14 protein-coding genes are annotated in these 16,503 nt (G+C 59.2%); 8 read left to right on the forward strand and 6 right to left on the reverse strand.

What is annotated here, in order from left to right; all coding sequences use genetic code 11:
- Positions 1 to 31: 31 nt before the first annotated feature.
- From pstA to pstS, 3 genes are all read right to left on the reverse strand, one after another.
- Positions 32 to 892 (reverse strand): phosphate ABC transporter permease PstA, encoded by an 861-nt coding sequence (gene pstA / locus IPI80_RS06445; protein WP_413858715.1) that lies wholly within the window; start codon positions 890 to 892, stop codon positions 32 to 34.
- A 29-nt stretch (positions 893 to 921) separates the two neighbouring features.
- A complete protein-coding gene (gene pstC, locus IPI80_RS06450) occupies positions 922 to 1,887 on the reverse strand; it encodes a phosphate ABC transporter permease subunit PstC (protein ID WP_413858717.1) in 966 nt (321 codons plus the stop codon).
- 105 nt (positions 1,888 to 1,992) lie between these two features.
- Positions 1,993 to 3,036: a phosphate ABC transporter substrate-binding protein PstS gene (pstS, locus tag IPI80_RS06455; RefSeq protein WP_413858310.1), complete on the reverse strand. Its 1,044-nt coding sequence runs from the start codon at positions 3,034 to 3,036 to the stop codon at positions 1,993 to 1,995.
- A 336-nt stretch (positions 3,037 to 3,372) separates the two neighbouring features.
- On the opposite strand from pstS, the gene IPI80_RS06460 reads away from it, so the two are divergent.
- From IPI80_RS06460 to IPI80_RS06480, 5 genes are read left to right on the forward strand one after another with little or no spacing between them, the layout of a single operon-like run.
- Positions 3,373 to 4,518 carry an ABC transporter substrate-binding protein gene (locus IPI80_RS06460; RefSeq protein WP_413858312.1) on the forward strand — a complete coding sequence of 382 codons (1,146 nt, stop codon included), beginning with the start codon at positions 3,373 to 3,375 and terminating at the stop codon, positions 4,516 to 4,518.
- Between the two features lie 57 nt (positions 4,519 to 4,575).
- Positions 4,576 to 6,084, forward strand: coding sequence for an exopolyphosphatase (locus IPI80_RS06465; protein ID WP_413858314.1), 1,509 nt, complete (start codon positions 4,576 to 4,578; stop codon positions 6,082 to 6,084).
- Positions 6,085 to 6,086: 2 nt separating this feature from the next.
- Complete coding sequence (locus IPI80_RS06470) at positions 6,087 to 6,875, forward strand: MlaE family ABC transporter permease (protein WP_413858316.1); 789 nt, start codon at positions 6,087 to 6,089, stop codon at positions 6,873 to 6,875.
- Between the two features lie 19 nt (positions 6,876 to 6,894).
- Positions 6,895 to 7,854, forward strand: coding sequence for an MlaD family protein (locus IPI80_RS06475; RefSeq protein ID WP_413858318.1), 960 nt, complete (start codon positions 6,895 to 6,897; stop codon positions 7,852 to 7,854).
- Entirely contained in the window at positions 7,851 to 8,528 is a 678-nt protein-coding gene (locus IPI80_RS06480; protein ID WP_413858320.1) for a hypothetical protein, read from the forward strand. Before IPI80_RS06475 ends, IPI80_RS06480 begins: the two co-directional genes overlap by 4 nt.
- Positions 8,529 to 8,584: 56 nt before the next feature.
- Here IPI80_RS06480 and IPI80_RS06485 read toward each other — a convergent pair whose 3' ends face one another.
- From IPI80_RS06485 to IPI80_RS06495, 3 genes are all read right to left on the reverse strand, one after another.
- Positions 8,585 to 9,046, reverse strand: coding sequence for a SixA phosphatase family protein (locus tag IPI80_RS06485; RefSeq protein ID WP_413858322.1), 462 nt, complete (start codon positions 9,044 to 9,046; stop codon positions 8,585 to 8,587).
- A 9-nt stretch (positions 9,047 to 9,055) separates the two neighbouring features.
- Entirely contained in the window at positions 9,056 to 11,158 is a 2,103-nt protein-coding gene (gene ppk1, locus IPI80_RS06490; protein ID WP_413858324.1) for a polyphosphate kinase 1, read from the reverse strand.
- A 106-nt stretch (positions 11,159 to 11,264) separates the two neighbouring features.
- Positions 11,265 to 12,149: a GNAT family N-acetyltransferase gene (locus IPI80_RS06495; RefSeq protein WP_413858326.1), complete on the reverse strand. Its 885-nt coding sequence runs from the start codon at positions 12,147 to 12,149 to the stop codon at positions 11,265 to 11,267.
- A 273-nt stretch (positions 12,150 to 12,422) separates the two neighbouring features.
- Between IPI80_RS06495 and IPI80_RS06500 the strand changes: the two genes are divergently transcribed.
- The 3 genes from IPI80_RS06500 to IPI80_RS06510 all read left to right on the forward strand — a co-directional run bounded on the left by IPI80_RS06500 (position 12,423) and on the right by IPI80_RS06510 (position 16,480).
- Entirely contained in the window at positions 12,423 to 12,608 is a 186-nt protein-coding gene (locus IPI80_RS06500; RefSeq protein WP_413858328.1) for a hypothetical protein, read from the forward strand.
- 134 nt (positions 12,609 to 12,742) lie between these two features.
- Entirely contained in the window at positions 12,743 to 14,242 is a 1,500-nt protein-coding gene (locus IPI80_RS06505; RefSeq protein ID WP_413858330.1) for a CHAD domain-containing protein, read from the forward strand.
- Positions 14,243 to 14,644: 402 nt separating this feature from the next.
- A complete protein-coding gene (locus IPI80_RS06510) occupies positions 14,645 to 16,480 on the forward strand; it encodes a PEP-utilizing enzyme (RefSeq protein ID WP_413858332.1) in 1,836 nt (611 codons plus the stop codon).
- Positions 16,481 to 16,503 lie beyond the last annotated feature (23 nt).

The raw sequence follows: 16,503 nt of genomic DNA on the forward strand, positions 1-16,503 counted from the left end.
TTTCAATTCAGGACAGTGGTTGCAGCCGCGTTCACAACTTGCTGCGGGTCAGAACCCGCGCAAGAATATTCAGACCCAGGACGGCCATTGTGATGATGAAAACACCCGCCCAAGCCAGCTTTTGCCAGTTCTCGTAGGGGCTCATGGCGAACTTGAAAATGGTGACCGGCAAGCTGGCCATGGGTTCGCTCAAAGATGAGGTCCAGAACTGGTTATTCAGGGCAGTAAACAGCAATGGCGCCGTCTCACCGGCGATACGGGCCACGGCCAGCAACACACCGGTAAGGACACCAGCCCGTGCTGCTTTGAGGGTGATGCTCAAAATCACCTTCCACTTGGGTGCCCCCAGCGCGTAGGCCGCCTCACGCAGGCCAGCGGGCACCAGTTGCAGCATGTTCTCGGTGGTACGGACCACCACCGGAATCACCAGCAGGGACAGTGCCACCACGCCGGCGTAACCCGAGAAGGATTTGAAGCGTGACACCACCACGGCGTAGACGAACAGCCCAATCACGATGCTTGGCGCCGACAACAAGATGTCGTTGACAAAGCGCGTACTGGAGGCCAGCCAGCTGCGCGAATCGAATTCGGCCAGGTAGATGCCAGCCATCACACCCACCGGCGTTCCCACCAATGTGGCCAGGGCCACCATCACAAATGACCCATAAATGGCATTGGCCAAGCCGCCCTCGTCGTTGGGCGGCGGCGTCATCTGCGTAAAGGCTGCAAGGTTCAAGCCACCGATCCCCAGACGGATGGTTTCCCACAAAATCCAGAACAACCAGAACAAGCCAAAGGCCATGGCCGAAAGTGCCAAGACGGTGGCGATCTGGTTGACCCGTTTGCGGCGAGAGAACTTGGCCCGACGGAGTTGGTGTGCGGCGGTATACATGGGTGTGCCTTCGGGCGCTCGGACGGCGCTCATGTCTTGGCTCCTTCGTTCTTGCGCAGTTGCAACAGCAGTATTTTGGAGAGCGACAGAATCACAAACGTAATGAAGAACAGTACCAGCCCCAGGTACATCAGGGATGCCTGGTGCAAGCCTTCACCCGCTTCTGCAAACTCATTGGCCAGTGCAGACGTAATGCTGTTGGCAGCCTGGAACAAACTCAGGGAATCGAGCTGGTTGAAGTTGCCAATCACAAAGGTTACAGCCATGGTTTCGCCAATGGCGCGCCCCAGGCCCAGCATGATGCCGCCAATGACGCCGGTCTTGGTGTAGGGCAGTACCACTTTGGAAACCACTTCCCAGGTGGTGGCGCCCAGCCCGTAGGCCGATTCCTTGAGCAGCGCCGGAGTCACCTCGAACACATCGCGCATCACCGCAGCAATGAAGGGGATGATCATGATGGCCAGGATGACTCCCGCCGAAAAGATGCCGATACCCACGGGTGGGCCGGACACAAAGGCGCCCAGGTAGGGCACGCCGGTAAATGCGGCCTGCAAGGGCTGTTGCACATAGGTGGCCAGCACCGGACCAAAAACCAGCAGACCCCACATGCCGTAAACAATCGAGGGCACGGCGGCCAACAACTCAATGGCCGTGCCCAACGGCCGCTTGAGCCAGGTGGGCGATAGCTCGGTCAAAAACAGGGCAATGCCAAAACTGACTGGCACCGCAATCAACAAGGCAATGAACGAAGTGGCCAGCGTGCCGTAAATCATGACCAACCCGCCAAACTCCTCCTTGACGGGGTCCCAGGTGGTGCTGGTCAAAAAGCCCAGCCCGTACTTGCTGATGGCAGGCCAGGCGCCGACCGTCAGCGAGGTCAGGATGGCCAGCAACATGCCCAACGTTACCAAGGCAGCCCCTTTGGCCAGCCAGCTAAATATCAGGTCAGCCAAGGGGCCGGATCGGGTCTTTTTGACAGTTGGAGGTTGGGTCATGGCACGCACCGGCTGGGTTGCGGGAGAGCTGGACCCTAGGTCCTCGTGCACCAGTGTAGTGGACATGATTGCGTTCCCAGGCAAACCCATACGAATCATCAAACCTTACTTGAATGCCACTGGCTTGCCGGCGTTGTCCTTGATGTCGCCCCAGGCCTTCTCAATGGCGGCAATCACGGGCTTTGGCATGGGCACATAGTCCAGATCGGCGGCAGTCTTGTCGCCATGCTGATAAGCCCAGCTAAAGAACTTCAGCACTTCGGTGGCATTGGCTGGCTTGTCCTGTTTGGTGTGCATCAGGATGAAGGTGGCACCGGAAATCGGCCAAGCATCCTTGCCAGGCTGGTTGGTGAGGATTTGGTAGAACGATTTGGCCCAGTCAGCACCGGCGGCAGCGGCCTTGAAGCTGTCGTCTTCGGGTTTGACAAAATTACCCGTCGCGTTTTGCACCAGGGCGTAGTTCATTTTGTTCTGCTTGACGTAGGAATATTCCACATAACCCATGGAATTGGGCAGACGGGCCACAAACGCAGCCACACCTTCGTTGCCCTTGCCACCCGCGCCCACAGGCCAGTTCACCGCCGTGCCCTCACCCACTTTGGACTTCCACTCGGCGTTGACCTTGCTCAGGTAGTTCGTGAAGATGAAGGTCGTGCCAGAGCCGTCAGCACGGCGCACCTGCGCAATAGCCGCGTCCGGCAGGTTCAGGCCGGGGTTCAGGGCCTTGATGGCGGGGTCGTTCCAGCGCGCCACCTTGCCCAGATAAATGTCACCCAACAACTGTCCCGTCAACTTCAGCTGACCCGGCTCAATGCCCTTGACATTGATCACCGGCACCACGCCACCCATGACGGTGGGGAACTGCATCTGGCCCTTGGATTTGAGGACTTCGTCCGTTTGCGGCATGTCGGAAGCGCCAAAGTCCACCGTCTTGGAGTCAATCTGCTTGATGCCACCACCCGAGCCGATGGACTGGTAGTTGACCTTCACACCGGTTGATTTGTGGTACTCAGCAGCCCACTTGGAGTAGATCGGCGCCGGAAATGTCGCACCGGCACCCGTGATTTCCTGCGCACTGACTGCACCGGTAAAGACCACAGTGGACAGCAGAAGCAACGACAGTGCTGGCAATTTAAAAGTGATTCGCATGGAAAACCTCGTTCGGTTGGTTAAGGAATGAGGGAACTTTAAGAAAGATATGTGACAGGCCTGTGACAAAAAGCCTTCTTTTCACATGAGGGATGCATGCAACGTCACGCAAGCCTTGTCACAGCCTCGTCATGGGACATTCTTACGCTTGGTGCTTGCAATCTACGCCTCAAGGAAGACACCAAGCGCGCACCAATGCTGAATCGCTTGTTTCTACTTTTCTTTGAATAAAAACAGCTTCTAGCCCTCGTGGAATATACATATCGAACTATCGAAAGCATAGCAACTATCTACTGCAACAGCACCGTCAACTTGTCCAAAAAAGGAACCAATACCATGCCCTCGTTTCCCCATCCACCCCGCCGGCAAGTGCTGCGCACACTGGTCTGCCTTCCCATAGCCTTGGCCACACCCAGCTGGGCCCAGCCCCGCCAGCTCGCGTCCGGATCACGCTCGGTCACCATCGCACAGATTATTGACACTTCCACCGGACAAATCGACGTCACAAAAGACTTCCTGGTCGGCTCCCGCACTGCCTGGCAAGACATCAACAGCCGTGGGGGACTGGCCGGCGCCACCATCAAGCACCATGTCATCGAAGTGAACGGCAGTCCGGCCAGCTTGCGCGCAGCCGTGGAATCCCTCAAAGCCCTACCCCATTGCGTGGCCCTGTTTGGCAGCGCAGGAGACCTGGCAGCCTCTCAGCTGGTGGGCCTGCTCGCACGTGAACTGCCTGACTTGCCCCATGTGGCACCCTGGCTGCAAAACGTGGAAACCAACTCCTCCGACTCGACCTTTCCAATCTTTGCATCGCGCCAGGAGCAAATTGGCCACGCCATCAAGTCTTTGTCCGTCATTGGTATCCGGCAAGTGGGCGCGGTCTACGGGTCGACTGCCGAGTACAACGCCTACCGTGCCGACCTGGAGCAAATTGCCCGTTCACTCCAGCTCTCCATCAGCTCTTACCGCACGGGCGGTGACTTGCGCGACTTGGCGCAGTCGCTTACGCCCGACAGCCCGCGTGTGCTGCTGTTTGTGGGAGGCACGCCAGAACTGGTGCGCTTCTCACAGGGTGTGGAAAAGCAGGCAGCCCAGCGCTACCTGATCGCCATGTCGGACGTGAATTTGCAAAGCATCCAGCAAATGGGGGCATCGCGCTTTACGCCCATGATTGCCACCCAGGTGGTACCCATGGTCAACGCCAGTCTGCCCGTGGTCAAGGCCTATCGCGCCGCGCTGGGACGTCTTTACGATGAGCCACCCACGCCACTCAGCCTGGCCGGCTACATTGCGGCGCGCTACACCCATGCGGTACTGCAAACCCTGGATGGCCCCATCACCCGCGCCAACGCTCTGCTGGCCTTTGCACGGCGTAACCCGGTGGATTTGGGTGGCTTTCACATTGCGCCCAACAACCGGGGCCGTGGTACCACCTACGTCACACAGAGCATGGTCGCGGCAGACGGGCGGTTGGTAGGGTAGAGAACAACCCGGTGCTATGCTCTGGCGGTCGTTCCCTCCTCCAGAAACAAAGAATCAATGCACATCGGTAATCGTCTGGCTGCGGTGGACCTGGGGTCCAACAGTTTTCGTCTTGAAATTGGCCGCATTGAACATGGCAGCTTTATCCGCACCGAGTATTTGAAGGAAACCGTACGCCAGGGTGGCGGGTTGGATGAGGAACGCAACCTCACCCCCGAAGCCATGCAAAACGGCTGGGACTGTCTGGCCCGCTTTGGAGAGCGACTGGCTGGCTTCAAACCCGCCGAGGTACGCGCGGTGGCCACCCAGACCCTGCGCGAAGCCCGCAACCGCGATGTCTTTTTAAGTCAGGCCAACACCATTCTGGGTTTCCCGATCAACGTCATATCCGGGCGTGAAGAGGCCCGACTGATCTACCAGGGCGTGGCCCAGATGCTGCCCCAGTCGAACGAGCGGCGTATTGTGATTGACGTTGGAGGTCGTTCCACCGAAATGATCCTGGGCACCGGTGCGGTTCCCCAGGTCATGGAGTCTTTTCGTGTGGGCAGCATTGCCTGGTCCAACCGCTATTTTCCCGACGGCCAGTTCACCAAGAAGTCTTTTGCCATGGCCGAAATTGCAGCCAAGGCAGTGATGGACGAGGCGCTGGACGCCTACCACCCCAGCCGCTGGGACGTGGCCTATGGTTCCGCCGGAACGGTGGGGGCCATTGCCGACGTGCTGGTGGCCGCCGGCTGGCCTGCCGGCATCGTGAACCAAGAGGGTCTGGACTGGTTGCTGGACAAGCTGCTGGCCGCCCAAAGCGCAGACCGGCTCAAGATCGCCGGCATGCGCGAGGACCGCAAGGCCATCATTGGCGGCGGGGTAAGCATCATGCGGGCTATTTTTGATCTGCTGAGCATCCAATCCGTCGAGCAGGCTGCCGGCGGGCTGCGCCACGGCCTGATTTGCGACCTGTTGGGTGCCACGGCAAACAACGACGATTTGCGTATAAAAACTGTGCAGCGACTGGCCAGCAAATTTGGCGTGGATAGCCCGCACGGCGCACGCGTGGGCCAGGTTGCCACCACGCTGTTTACCCAGCTGGTTGCCTCATCTTCCAATGGGCTGGTGGTTGATGCTGAGCGCCATTTACGCAAGCTCAAATGGGCGGCCCAGTTGCATGAGATTGGCTGTCACATTTCTCACAGCGATTACCACAAGCACGGCGCCTACATTCTGGACAACGCCGATGCCATGGGCTTTTCGCTCTCTGAAATGCACCGTTTGAGTCTCTTGGTTCTGGGCCACCGGGGCAAGTTGCGCAAACTGGAGGCAGTGTTGGGCGAAGACGACCTGGTCCTGCAGTTACAAGCCCTGCGCCTTGCCGTCATCTTGTGCCATGCCCGCCGTGAACCCGATCTGGGTGGCATGACCTTGCAGCGCACGGCGCCAGGCAGCCAGGTTTTGCAATTGCGTTGCCGAGGCGGCTGGGCCGAGGCGTTTCCACAATCGGCCTATTTACTGCGCGAAGAGGTGCAGGTCTGGCAACGCACGCCTTGGTCACTGGAAATTCTGGGCTGCTGACAATGAACCCAACCAGAGCCATCCAGCACATACTGCTTCAATGGCGGCATTTGCTGCACTTGGGCGCCAGCATTTTGGTGCTGGCACTCTCACCATCCAGCTATACCCGTGCCAACCGAGCCACGCTGGCGCAGCAAATCTACCTCAACACCGCACCCATACTGCCTGGATTCACCGTGGGCTGTGTCCTGATCACGGTAGTGCTGACCCGCATTGTTTTGGTCACCGCCCTGAGTTATGGGCTGTCCCAGTACGCGTTGCAATTGGTGATACGGGTTTTGGTTTTGGAGTTGATTCCCCTGAGCGCAGCGCTATTCGTGGCCCTGCGTTGCACCATACCTGACGGTGCAGAACTCACCGCGATGCACGCCAGCGGCCAAGTGGACGGCCCCGCCAGCCACTCGCTGGCGTTCATGCAAGGCGAGGTCCTGCCCCGCACAGTGGCGGGTCTGTTTTCTGGCCTGACGCTTGCGGCCATGAGCAGCGTAGTGGTGCTGGTGGTGGCGTTTGTGGCCAGCTACGGGTTCACCTTGGCGGGACTGCCCGGCTATGTGCGCCTCTTTGGCCAGGTTTTCAACCCGGCGGTCACGATGATTTTCACGCTCAAGACCCTGTTGTTTTGTCTGACTGTGGCACTTGTCCCCATGGCCTCGGCCGTGTTTGGCATGCGCTACCTGTCGGACTCACGCACCCAAGCGGTTCGCACCAGTGCGGAAATGCGCGGACTGGTGCGCATGTTCGTACTTCTATTGGCCATTGAGGTAGCGTCACTGATCGGCAACTATTACTAATATCCCGCCAAAGCACACTATGACCCCACCGCCCGCTCCCACGCCCCCACCCGTTGCCAATCTGGAATTCAAGGCTCGCTTGCTGATGGTCTTTACGCTGCTCTTGGTATGCGGTGCCATTCTGTTTGTTCTGTACGCACGCGGCGCATTTGATTCCACGCAACGCCTGGTGCTGATGGCCGAAGACTCCGAAGGCGTGGCGGTGGGCATGGACCTGACTTTTTCCGGCTTTCCCATCGGCCGAGTGCACCGCATCGAACTGGCGGAAACCGGCAAAGTCCGCATTTTGGTGGACATTACCAGCAAGGACGCGCACTGGCTGCGAACCAGTAGCGTCTTCACCCTGATTCGCGGCGTGGTGGGCAGTCCCGCTATCCGCGCCTATACCGGTGTGCTGGACGATCCCCAGCTGCCCGATGGAGCGGAGCGCACCGTATTGCAAGGCGACGTCAGCGCAGAGATTCCCAAGGTGATTGCATCGGTGCGGGAGCTGATGGACAACCTCAACAACCTTACCGCCGCCGACGGGTCCATGGGAACCAGCCTGCGCAACCTGCAAACGCTGACCGCGCGGCTCAACGGCCCTGGCGGCGCACTCACGGTGGCCCTGGGAAGCGAGCAGGATGCCCAAAAAATCATTGCCATGCTGGACCGCACCCAAGCCTTGCTGGCCAAGCTTGACAGCATGGCGGCCAAAACCGACACCCAGGTGTTTGGTGACAAAGGCATCCTGCCACAAACGCGCGACACCATCGTACAACTTCAGGGTCTGCTCGGCGACTCGCGCGACAGCCTGAAACGCCTCGACCTGGTGCTGCAAGATGCCCAGGCCATCAGCGGCAACGCCAAAGCAGCCACCGCCGATCTGGGCGTTTTGCGTGCCGAAGTGGATGCCAGTCTGCGCAAAGTGGATGGATTGGTCACCGAGATCAACCGCAAATGGCCATTTGCCCGCAGCACGGAGATTCCATTGCCATGAAACTGTCTTTTTATACCCTGACACGGGCCTGGATAGGTGCCATCGCACTGACACTGGCAGCTTGCTCCAGTGCCCCGCCTGCCCCCAATTGGCAAGTTGACGCCAAGGGTGCAATGGACCGAGCCGTGGCGGCCTATCTGGAGGGCAATACCCGGGTGGAACAGGCCGAGCGAACGCAGGCGCGCCAGCAAATTGCCCGTACCGGTCGAGCGGACCTGATAGCGCAGGCCGAGCTGCTGCACTGCGCCGCGCGCGTGGCCAGCCTGGTGTGGGAGCCCTGTACCGGCTTTGAGACGCTGCGCCCAGACGCCACGCCGAGCCAGCGCGCCTACGCCGACTATTTGCGCGGCCAGGTTGCGGCGTCAGACATCCCGCTATTGCCCGAATTGCAGCGTACCGCCGCGCTGCGTGCCCCAAACGATGGCAGCGCCCTGCCAAGCGCGGCCGAGCCACTGTCCATACTGGTGGCTTCGGGCGTTTTGTTGCAAACCGGCAAGGCCAGCCCTGCGGTCATTGAACAGGCGGTCAACGTGGCCTCCAGCCAAGGCTGGCGCAGGCCACTGCTGGCCTGGCTGGGCGTGCAAGTGCAACGTGCCAAGCAAGCCGGTCAAACAACGGAGGCAGAGCGCCTGCTTCGTCGCGTGGATCTGGTGCAGGGAACCGCCAGCCGCTAAAACACCAAGGCACTCAACTGGCCCAGGACCACGCAAAGGCCAAAGCCTGTTGACTGTTACAGCAACTCGGGGGACTGCACCGTCATGATGAAGGTTTGAGGTGTGGTGTCGCGCTCGCGGTAGCGCAACCACCACAACGCACCTTTTTTCACAGAACACTCCTGCGTGCGCAGGCCCAACAGTTGCGACAGCGTCTGCCCCAACGTCGGTTGGTGGCCCACCACCAATACACACCCTTTGGCGTGTGGCCACTGGACCAGTTCCAACAACTGCTCGGGTGTACCCATAGGCGCAATCGCCGGGTTGAGCTTGAATTTTCGATCCAACGCCTGCGCGGTCTGCTCGGTGCGCCGCGCCGGGCTGACCCAAATGCGGCTGCTGTCAGGCAACTGCCGGTCCAGCCAGGCCGCCATGCGCTTGGCCTGTTTCTCGCCGCGCGGCGTGAGCGTACGTGCCATGTCGTCGCCGCTGACATCATCTTCTACCGCTTCGGCATGTCGCCACAGGATCAAATCCATGTGTCAGCCTCAATCTTGGCCTTTGCCGAGGTCAGCATAGCGTGCCATCAGGGCAGCCTGCGCACCCTGTGCGGGTGACTTCTTGCCCGCCGGGGCGTAGCGGGTGTATTTTCCATCCGGCCCCAACTCCCAACTGTCGACGCCATCGTGCAGGTAGGCCACCAGACATTCGTCCACCAGACGTTGGCGCAGGACCGGGTCGGTCACCGGCCATGCCACCTCCACTCGGCGTACCATATTGCGGTTCATCCAGTCGGCGCTGGAGAGGTACAACTCATCGACCTCTCCCTCGCGGAAGTAGAACACCCGTGAGTGCTCCAAAAAACGCCCTATGACAGAGCGCACTCGGATGTTGTCGGTATGCCCTGGCACTTGCGCTGGCAGCATGCAGGCACCGCGCACGATGAGGTCGATCCGCACGCCTTGAAGGCCAGCACGCATCAAGCTGTGAATCAAAGCCTCATCGGTCAGCGAATTCATCTTGACCACGATGCGGGTGTCCTTACCCTGACTGGCCGCTGTGCCGAGCGCGTCAATGCGGGTAATCAGATTTTTGTGCAGATAAAACGGTGCGAACCAGAGCTTGCGCAGACGCGGCAATTTGCTTTGGCTGGCCAGATGCACAAACACATGTTCCATGTCCGAAGTCAGCGCCGGATCAGCCGTGATGTGGCTGACATCGGTGTACAGGCGTGCCGTGCGCGGGTTGTAGTTGCCGGTGGACAAGTGGCCATAGCGCTTGAGCGATTTGCCTTCACGGCGGGTGACGAGCATCATCTTGGCATGGGTTTTGAGGCCCACCACGCCGTACACCACTTGCGCGCCAATGGATTCGAGCATCTCGGCCCAGTTGATGTTGGCTTCCTCGTCAAAACGGGCCTTTAGCTCCACCACCACGGTCACTTCTTTGCCACGGCGCACAGCCTCGCGCAACAGGTCCATCAGTTCCGAATCGGTGCCCGTGCGGTAGATCGTCTGCTTGATGGCCAGCACCTTAGGGTCGTGCACCGCCTCACACAAAAAGTCCAGTACGCCCTTGAAACTCTCAAACGGCTGGTGAATCAGGATGTCACGGGTCTTTAGCTGCTCAAAGAACGACTGCCCCGCGTTGATCTGCACCGGGTAGGACGCCTTGTAGGCTGCGAAGCACAGTTCCGGCCGGTCCACCAGATCAATGAACTGGGTCAGACGCCCCAGATTTACTGGCCCCTGCACCCGGTACAAGGCCTTGGACGGTAAAACGAACTGCTTGAGCAAAAAATCGGACAGGTAATCCGAGCAGCCCGCCGACACCTCCAGCCGCACGGCCTGACCGTAATGCCGATGCACCAGGCCCTGGCGCAGAGCCATGCGCAGGTTTTTGACATCGTCCTCGTCCACCGCCAAATCGGAATGGCGCGTCACACGAAACTGCGAGAACTGCCCCACGTGCCGACCAACAAATAGTTCGCCCAAGTGTGCGCGGATCACGCTGGAGAGCGAAACAATCAGCGTCTTGCCACCCGACACCTTGGCGGGCAGGCTGATCAAACGCGGCAACACCCGTGGCACCTTGACGATGGCAATCTCGTTCTCGCGGCCAAAAGCGTCCTTACCCCCCAGACGCACGATGAAGTTGAGCGACTTGTTGGCCACCTGGGGAAACGGGTGGGAAGGGTCCAGCCCGACGGGAATGAGGAGCGGGCGTACCTCGCGCTCGAAATACTGTTTGACCCATTGGCGCTGCGCAGGGTTGCGATCGCCGTGGGAGACGATCTTGATACCCAGCTTCTCAAAAGCCGGCATCAATTTTTCGTTGTAAAGGGCGTATTGGCGCGCCACGATGTCGTGTACGGCCGCCGCCAGCCGCTCAAACGAGCCTACAGAAAACAGCCCCTTGCGTTCCTTGGCCTGGTAGGCAATCAGGTGGGGTTCCGCCCGCACCTCAAAAAATTCGTCCAGATTGGACGATACGATGCACAGGTAGCGCAGACGCTCCAACAGCGGTACGTCATCGCGCACAGCCCAGTTCAGCACCCGCTCATTGAATGCCAATATGCTGTGGTCGCGATCCAGCAGATCCAGCGCCTTAGCGGGCGCTTGTGGTGTGGGACTGCGAAGAATAGACAACATAGATTCGACCTTCACTATGACACAACAGTGAGGGATTTTTGACGAATTGAATGACAGATTTATGACAAAACCTGGAAACAAGCCGGCGCAGTGGCCAGCTCGCATATCAGGTTGCCAGGAAGTGCTTTCGGTAGCGCGCCGGCAAATCAGCAAGGTGCATCAACATGGGCAAGTCCGCTGAATTGAAGTCCGGGTCCCAGCCCGGTGGACCCAGGACCTTGGATCCCAGACGCAGATAGCCTTTGATCAGCGCCGGTGGCTCCACATCCAATGAAGAATCCAGGTGCTCGATGGGCAGGGGCAGACGCGGACGAACATGGTACTCAATGGGTGCCAGGTGGGTGGCCTGGACCTGTCGCCAGATACTCGCAGCGACATCGCCACAGACCACGCCGTTGTGCAGCATGGGCACACTGGCGCAACCAATCATGGTGTCCAGCTGGTTGCGAACCATAAACGCCCCCAACGCACCCCAAAGGGCCATGATCACGCCGCCGTGACGGTAGTCTTTGTGGACACAGCTGCGGCCAAGTTCCACCATCCGCTTCCGCAGAGAGCGCAGACGTGTGAGGTCGAACTCGGTATCGCTGTAAGTGCTGCCCACTCGCTTCGCCTGCACCGGTGTCAACACCCGGTAAGTGCCAATCACCATGCCTGTGGTCTCGTCGCAGACCAACAGATGCTCGCAAAAGTTGTCGAACAGATCCATGTCGTGCCCCGGCAGCGGGGTATTCAGTCGCGCACCCATCTCGACAGCGAACACTGTGTAACGCAGGCGCTGGGCGGCGCGCACCTCGTCCAGGTGGCGGGCCCAGGAAACACGAATGCTCGGTCGGTCTTGCAAGCGCAAACCACCCGGGCCATTGGCCAGGTCCTGCTCCGTGCAACGTAAAACACGTTGGCATTGCTGCTCAAAATTGCTGGATGCCCTGTGGGTGGCTACATCTAAAACTCGCCCTGCGGCGTCTTCGGTGTACGGTATTGACTCCATCTTGATCTCCGTTTTGTAGATATTCGGAAATTTTGGAAGCTTAAGATGACGTAATGACGTCAAATTAATGACATTTACGTGACGGGGAACTCATTGGCGGTATTTGCAACACATACAATTCACGTCTTGATCTATTGAGGGTTAACCCTTATATTTTGAGAACTATCGCTTTCATGAGGTTTCGCTATGCGCCCCTCCGTGCTTCCCTTCGCCGCAACTTCAAAGTTGTCGGCTTTTGCATTCGGTGCTATGCCGCCCGTTTTGACCCAATCCATGGCCGACACCATCAAAATCACGATGAATCTGCTGGGTCTGCCCTTCGACATCGTCCGCGCCCAGTACGCCCGCGCTGTGCAGTTGGGCCTGATCGAGCGTTCCATGCTGGGTTCGCGTGACTTCTCGCGCACCTTGGAAGCCCTGGAACAACTCTCGCTGGGGCCATGGGCTCGCCACGTTTAAAGGAAATTACGTGCTAGCCCTCTAGCAATATACGTGATGCGCTATATTTTTAATAGCGATTGGATCTGCCGCCGCTGCAACTGCAATGCCTAAACGTTCAGACTGTCAGATGAGCGGTGTAAGCTGTGCAGCCTATGAAATCCTTTGGCACCAGCCCCAAGCGGACCGTGGAAGTTGAGCTCAAACTGGCACTGCACACGACCGATTCCAACCGCCTGGAGCAATCCCTCGCCCGGCTACCCCTGTTGGCGCGCCGCAAGGCCAGCCGGCAAGCGTTGCACAACACCTATTTTGATACCCCGCAGGAGGACTTGAACCGCCAACGCATCGCTCTTCGCGTGCGGCGCGTCGGCAGCGCCAAATGTCCCCAGTGGCTGCAAACCCTCAAAATCGGTGGCAACAGCCAGTCGGCCCTGAGCCGCCGTGGCGAATGGGAAGAATCCATCCCCGATGCCACGCTCAGCCAGACCATGCTCGAAGGCACTCCGTGGAACGAACTTGACCCGGCCGGCACACTGTTTACAAAACTACAACCCTGCTTTATTACGGCCTTTCAGCGTACGCGCTGGACCGTGCGCCGACGCGACGGTAGTACCGTCGAAGTGGCGCTAGACATAGGCCACATCTTGGCAGATGGCCACAACGCACCCATTTGCGAACTGGAACTGGAACTGCTCCAGGGCGACGCCTCCACCCTATTTAGCGTTGCCGCTGAAATTAGCCGCACGTTGGCCGTATTGCCACTGGGCATCAGCAAGGCTGAGCGGGGTTATGCATTGGCCCGCAACACACTACTGCAACCCCAGAACGCACGTCCCCCGGTGCTGCACCCCCGAACCAAAATGCCGCTTGCAGCTGTGCAAGTGCTACGTGAAATGCTGGACCAGTTCTGCGCCAACCTGGCAACACTCACGCAATCCGACGACCCGGAGGTGGTGCACCAAACCCGCGTGGCATGGCGGCGCTTTCGTAGCGGTCTGTCCCTGTTCAAAAAGAGCGAGTGGGTCAAGTCCATACCGGATTGGCAACTTCTGCGTCCCCTGCTGCTGGGCCTGAGTGCCCTGCGAGACCTGGATGTGGCCCATCTGGAAACCCTGCCCATGCTGGCCCATGCCTATACTGGCGATGACCCCAACCGCCAAGCCCATTGGCACGCCATGCAGGAGGCGTTGACCCAGGCAGTAGACCAGCAGCGCCGGGTTGTGCGTACGGCCCTGAGCAGCCCAGTGACCGGCGCCACCCTGCTGGCCCTGACCGCTTGGCTGGAGGGCGGTCCATCAGCCCCATTCACCAAGACGGAAAGTCATGAACGGAAAGCGACGCCACGCCGCTGGGCACACAAACGCATTGCGCACCTGCGGGAGCAATTCAAGGCCAGCCAGCGCAACACCAGTGATCCTGCTGCCGAACACCGCACCCGTATTCTGGCCAAACGGTTGCGCTATGGCATCGAGGCCCTGGCCCCCCTGCTGCCCAAGCGGCGTAGCCACCACTGGTACCAACAGGCGCTGCAGGTGCAAAGCGATATTGGCACCAAGCGGGATGTGCAGCGGGCGCTGGAAATTGCTGTGCGCCTGAAGGCCCATGATGGGTTGCTTGAATTCTTACGTGGGTTTCTCGTTAACACAGCTTGATGATTGGCCTCCTGGCCACCCCGGTTAGTGCTTCGATCCTCGCCTCGCGGTGTGCAACACACACGATCAGGCTCAACACCCCAAGAGGCGGGTTTACCCGATTATCCAATTGGTAAAAGTCGGTAGTCTCAGCCACTCATAAGTGCCTGATTGATCAACCGTTGTTCAACACAGCAACGGACTTTTCGCCACTGCGCACAGCCCGATCTGGCACATCCCCCATCTCCGCTGGACATTGATTCCCCTCTGAAACAGTCAGTACGGGGGCCTGGAGAAACCCACTAGCGCCAACGCCGCAAGCAAAGCTGGCACGCCCTATGCGTATAGGTTGCCCGTCGGCCGCCACACAAAGGTGTTTTGGTCGTATGCGAGTGACATAGACCAACAAGCACAGGAGACCCCATGAAATTTCCCGTTCCGCACGACGTCAAGGCACAGACCATCCCCGGCACCGAAGGTTGGGAGCGCATGTATCCGTACCAATACCAGTTCGTCACTGACGACCCGGTACGCAATCAGTATGAAAAGGAAACTTTCTGGTTCTACGACGGGCTGCACTACCCGGAGCCGCTGTACCCGTTTGACACGATCTGGGACGAAGCCTGGTATCTCGCCCTGTCGCAGTTCAACAACCGCGTCTTCATGGTGCCACCGGTGCGGGGTGTGGACCATCGGATGATCAATGGTTTCGTCTATATCTCGCCGGTTCCGGTGAAGGACCCCGCCGAAATTGGCAGCCGGGTACCCCACTTCATGGAGCGCGCGGGCCACTATTACAAAAACTGGGATGCGCTGGAGGCCAAATGGAAAGTGAAGATGGAGGCCACCATTCGCGAGTTGGAAGCGATCCAGATCCCCAAGCTGGCCGACATGGAAGACATTTCAGTGGTGACAGAGGCGCTGGGTGAATCCAAGGGCTACCACCTGCTGAAGAACTACGACGATCTGATCAACCTGGGCATCAAGTGCTGGCAGTACCACTTCGAATTTCTGAACCTGGGCTACGCCGCCTACGTGTTCTTTCTGGACTTTGTGCAAAAGCAGTTCCCCAGCATTCCGGCCCAACGCGTAACGCAGATGATCTCGGGTATCGACGTCATCATGTACCGCCCCGATGAAGAACTCAAAGGCCTGGCGCGCAAGGCGATTGAACTGGGCGTCGAGGCACTGGTCACATCCAGCACGGAGTGGACGGTGGTCGAAGCCGCGCTCAAAGCGCAGCCCAAAGGCGTCGAGTGGCTGACATCGCTGAATCTGTCGCGTGAGCCTTGGTTCAATGTCTCGACCGGCACGGGTTGGTTCCACCATGACCGCTCCTGGAACGACCAGATGAACGTGCCACTGTCGGGCATCGCCACTTACATCGGCAAGCTCAAGCAGGGCGTCAACATTGAGCGCCCCAGGGAGAAGGTCTGCGCAGAGCGCGACCGTATCACCGCCGAGTACCGCGACTTGATCGTGAATGAAGCCGACCGCAAACAGTTCGACGAGTTGCTGGGTTGCGCCAAGACCGTGTTCCCTTACGTCGAGAACCACCTGTTCTACGTCGAGCATTGGTTCCATTCGGTGTTCTGGAACAAGATGCGCGAAGTCGGCGCCATCATGCAGGAGCACGGCGTCATCAAGGACGTGGAAGACGTGTGGCTGCTGCGCCGCGACGAAATCAAGTCGGCCTTGTGGGACATCGTTACCGCCTGGGCTACGGGCGTGACGCCGCGCGGCACGCATACCTGGCCGCCCGAGATCGAATGGCGCAAGGGCGTGATGCAGAAATTCAAGGAATGGAGCCCGCCACCAGCCATCGGCATCGCCCCTGAAGTCATCCAGGAGCCCTTCACTATCGTGCTGTGGGGAGTCACCAACAAGTCGTTGGCAGACTGGGCCAGCGTGCAGGAGGTGAAGGACCCCGACACCATCACTGAACTCAAAGGCTTCGCTGGCAGCCCCGGCATCGTCGAGGGCATAGCCCGGGTCTGCAAAACGGTGGCCGAAGTCGGTCAACTGCAGGAAGGCGAGATCCTGGTGGCGCCCACCACCTCGCCATCATGGGCGCCGTCTTTTGCCAAGATCAAGGCCTGTGTGACCGATGTGGGCGGCGTCATGAGCCACGCGGCCATCGTTTGTCGCGAGTACGGGCTGCCTGCCGTCGTGGGCACCGGGCTCGGCACCAAAGTGATTCGCAGCGGCATGATGATCCGGGTGGATGGCTCCACCGGCGTGATCACCATCCGCCGCTGAATGCCACACATGCGTTCGGCTGT

Origin of the sequence: Candidatus Aalborgicola defluviihabitans (assembly GCF_016705985.1) — a bacterium.
Lineage (GTDB): Bacteria > Pseudomonadota > Gammaproteobacteria > Burkholderiales > Burkholderiaceae_C > Allorhodoferax > Allorhodoferax defluviihabitans.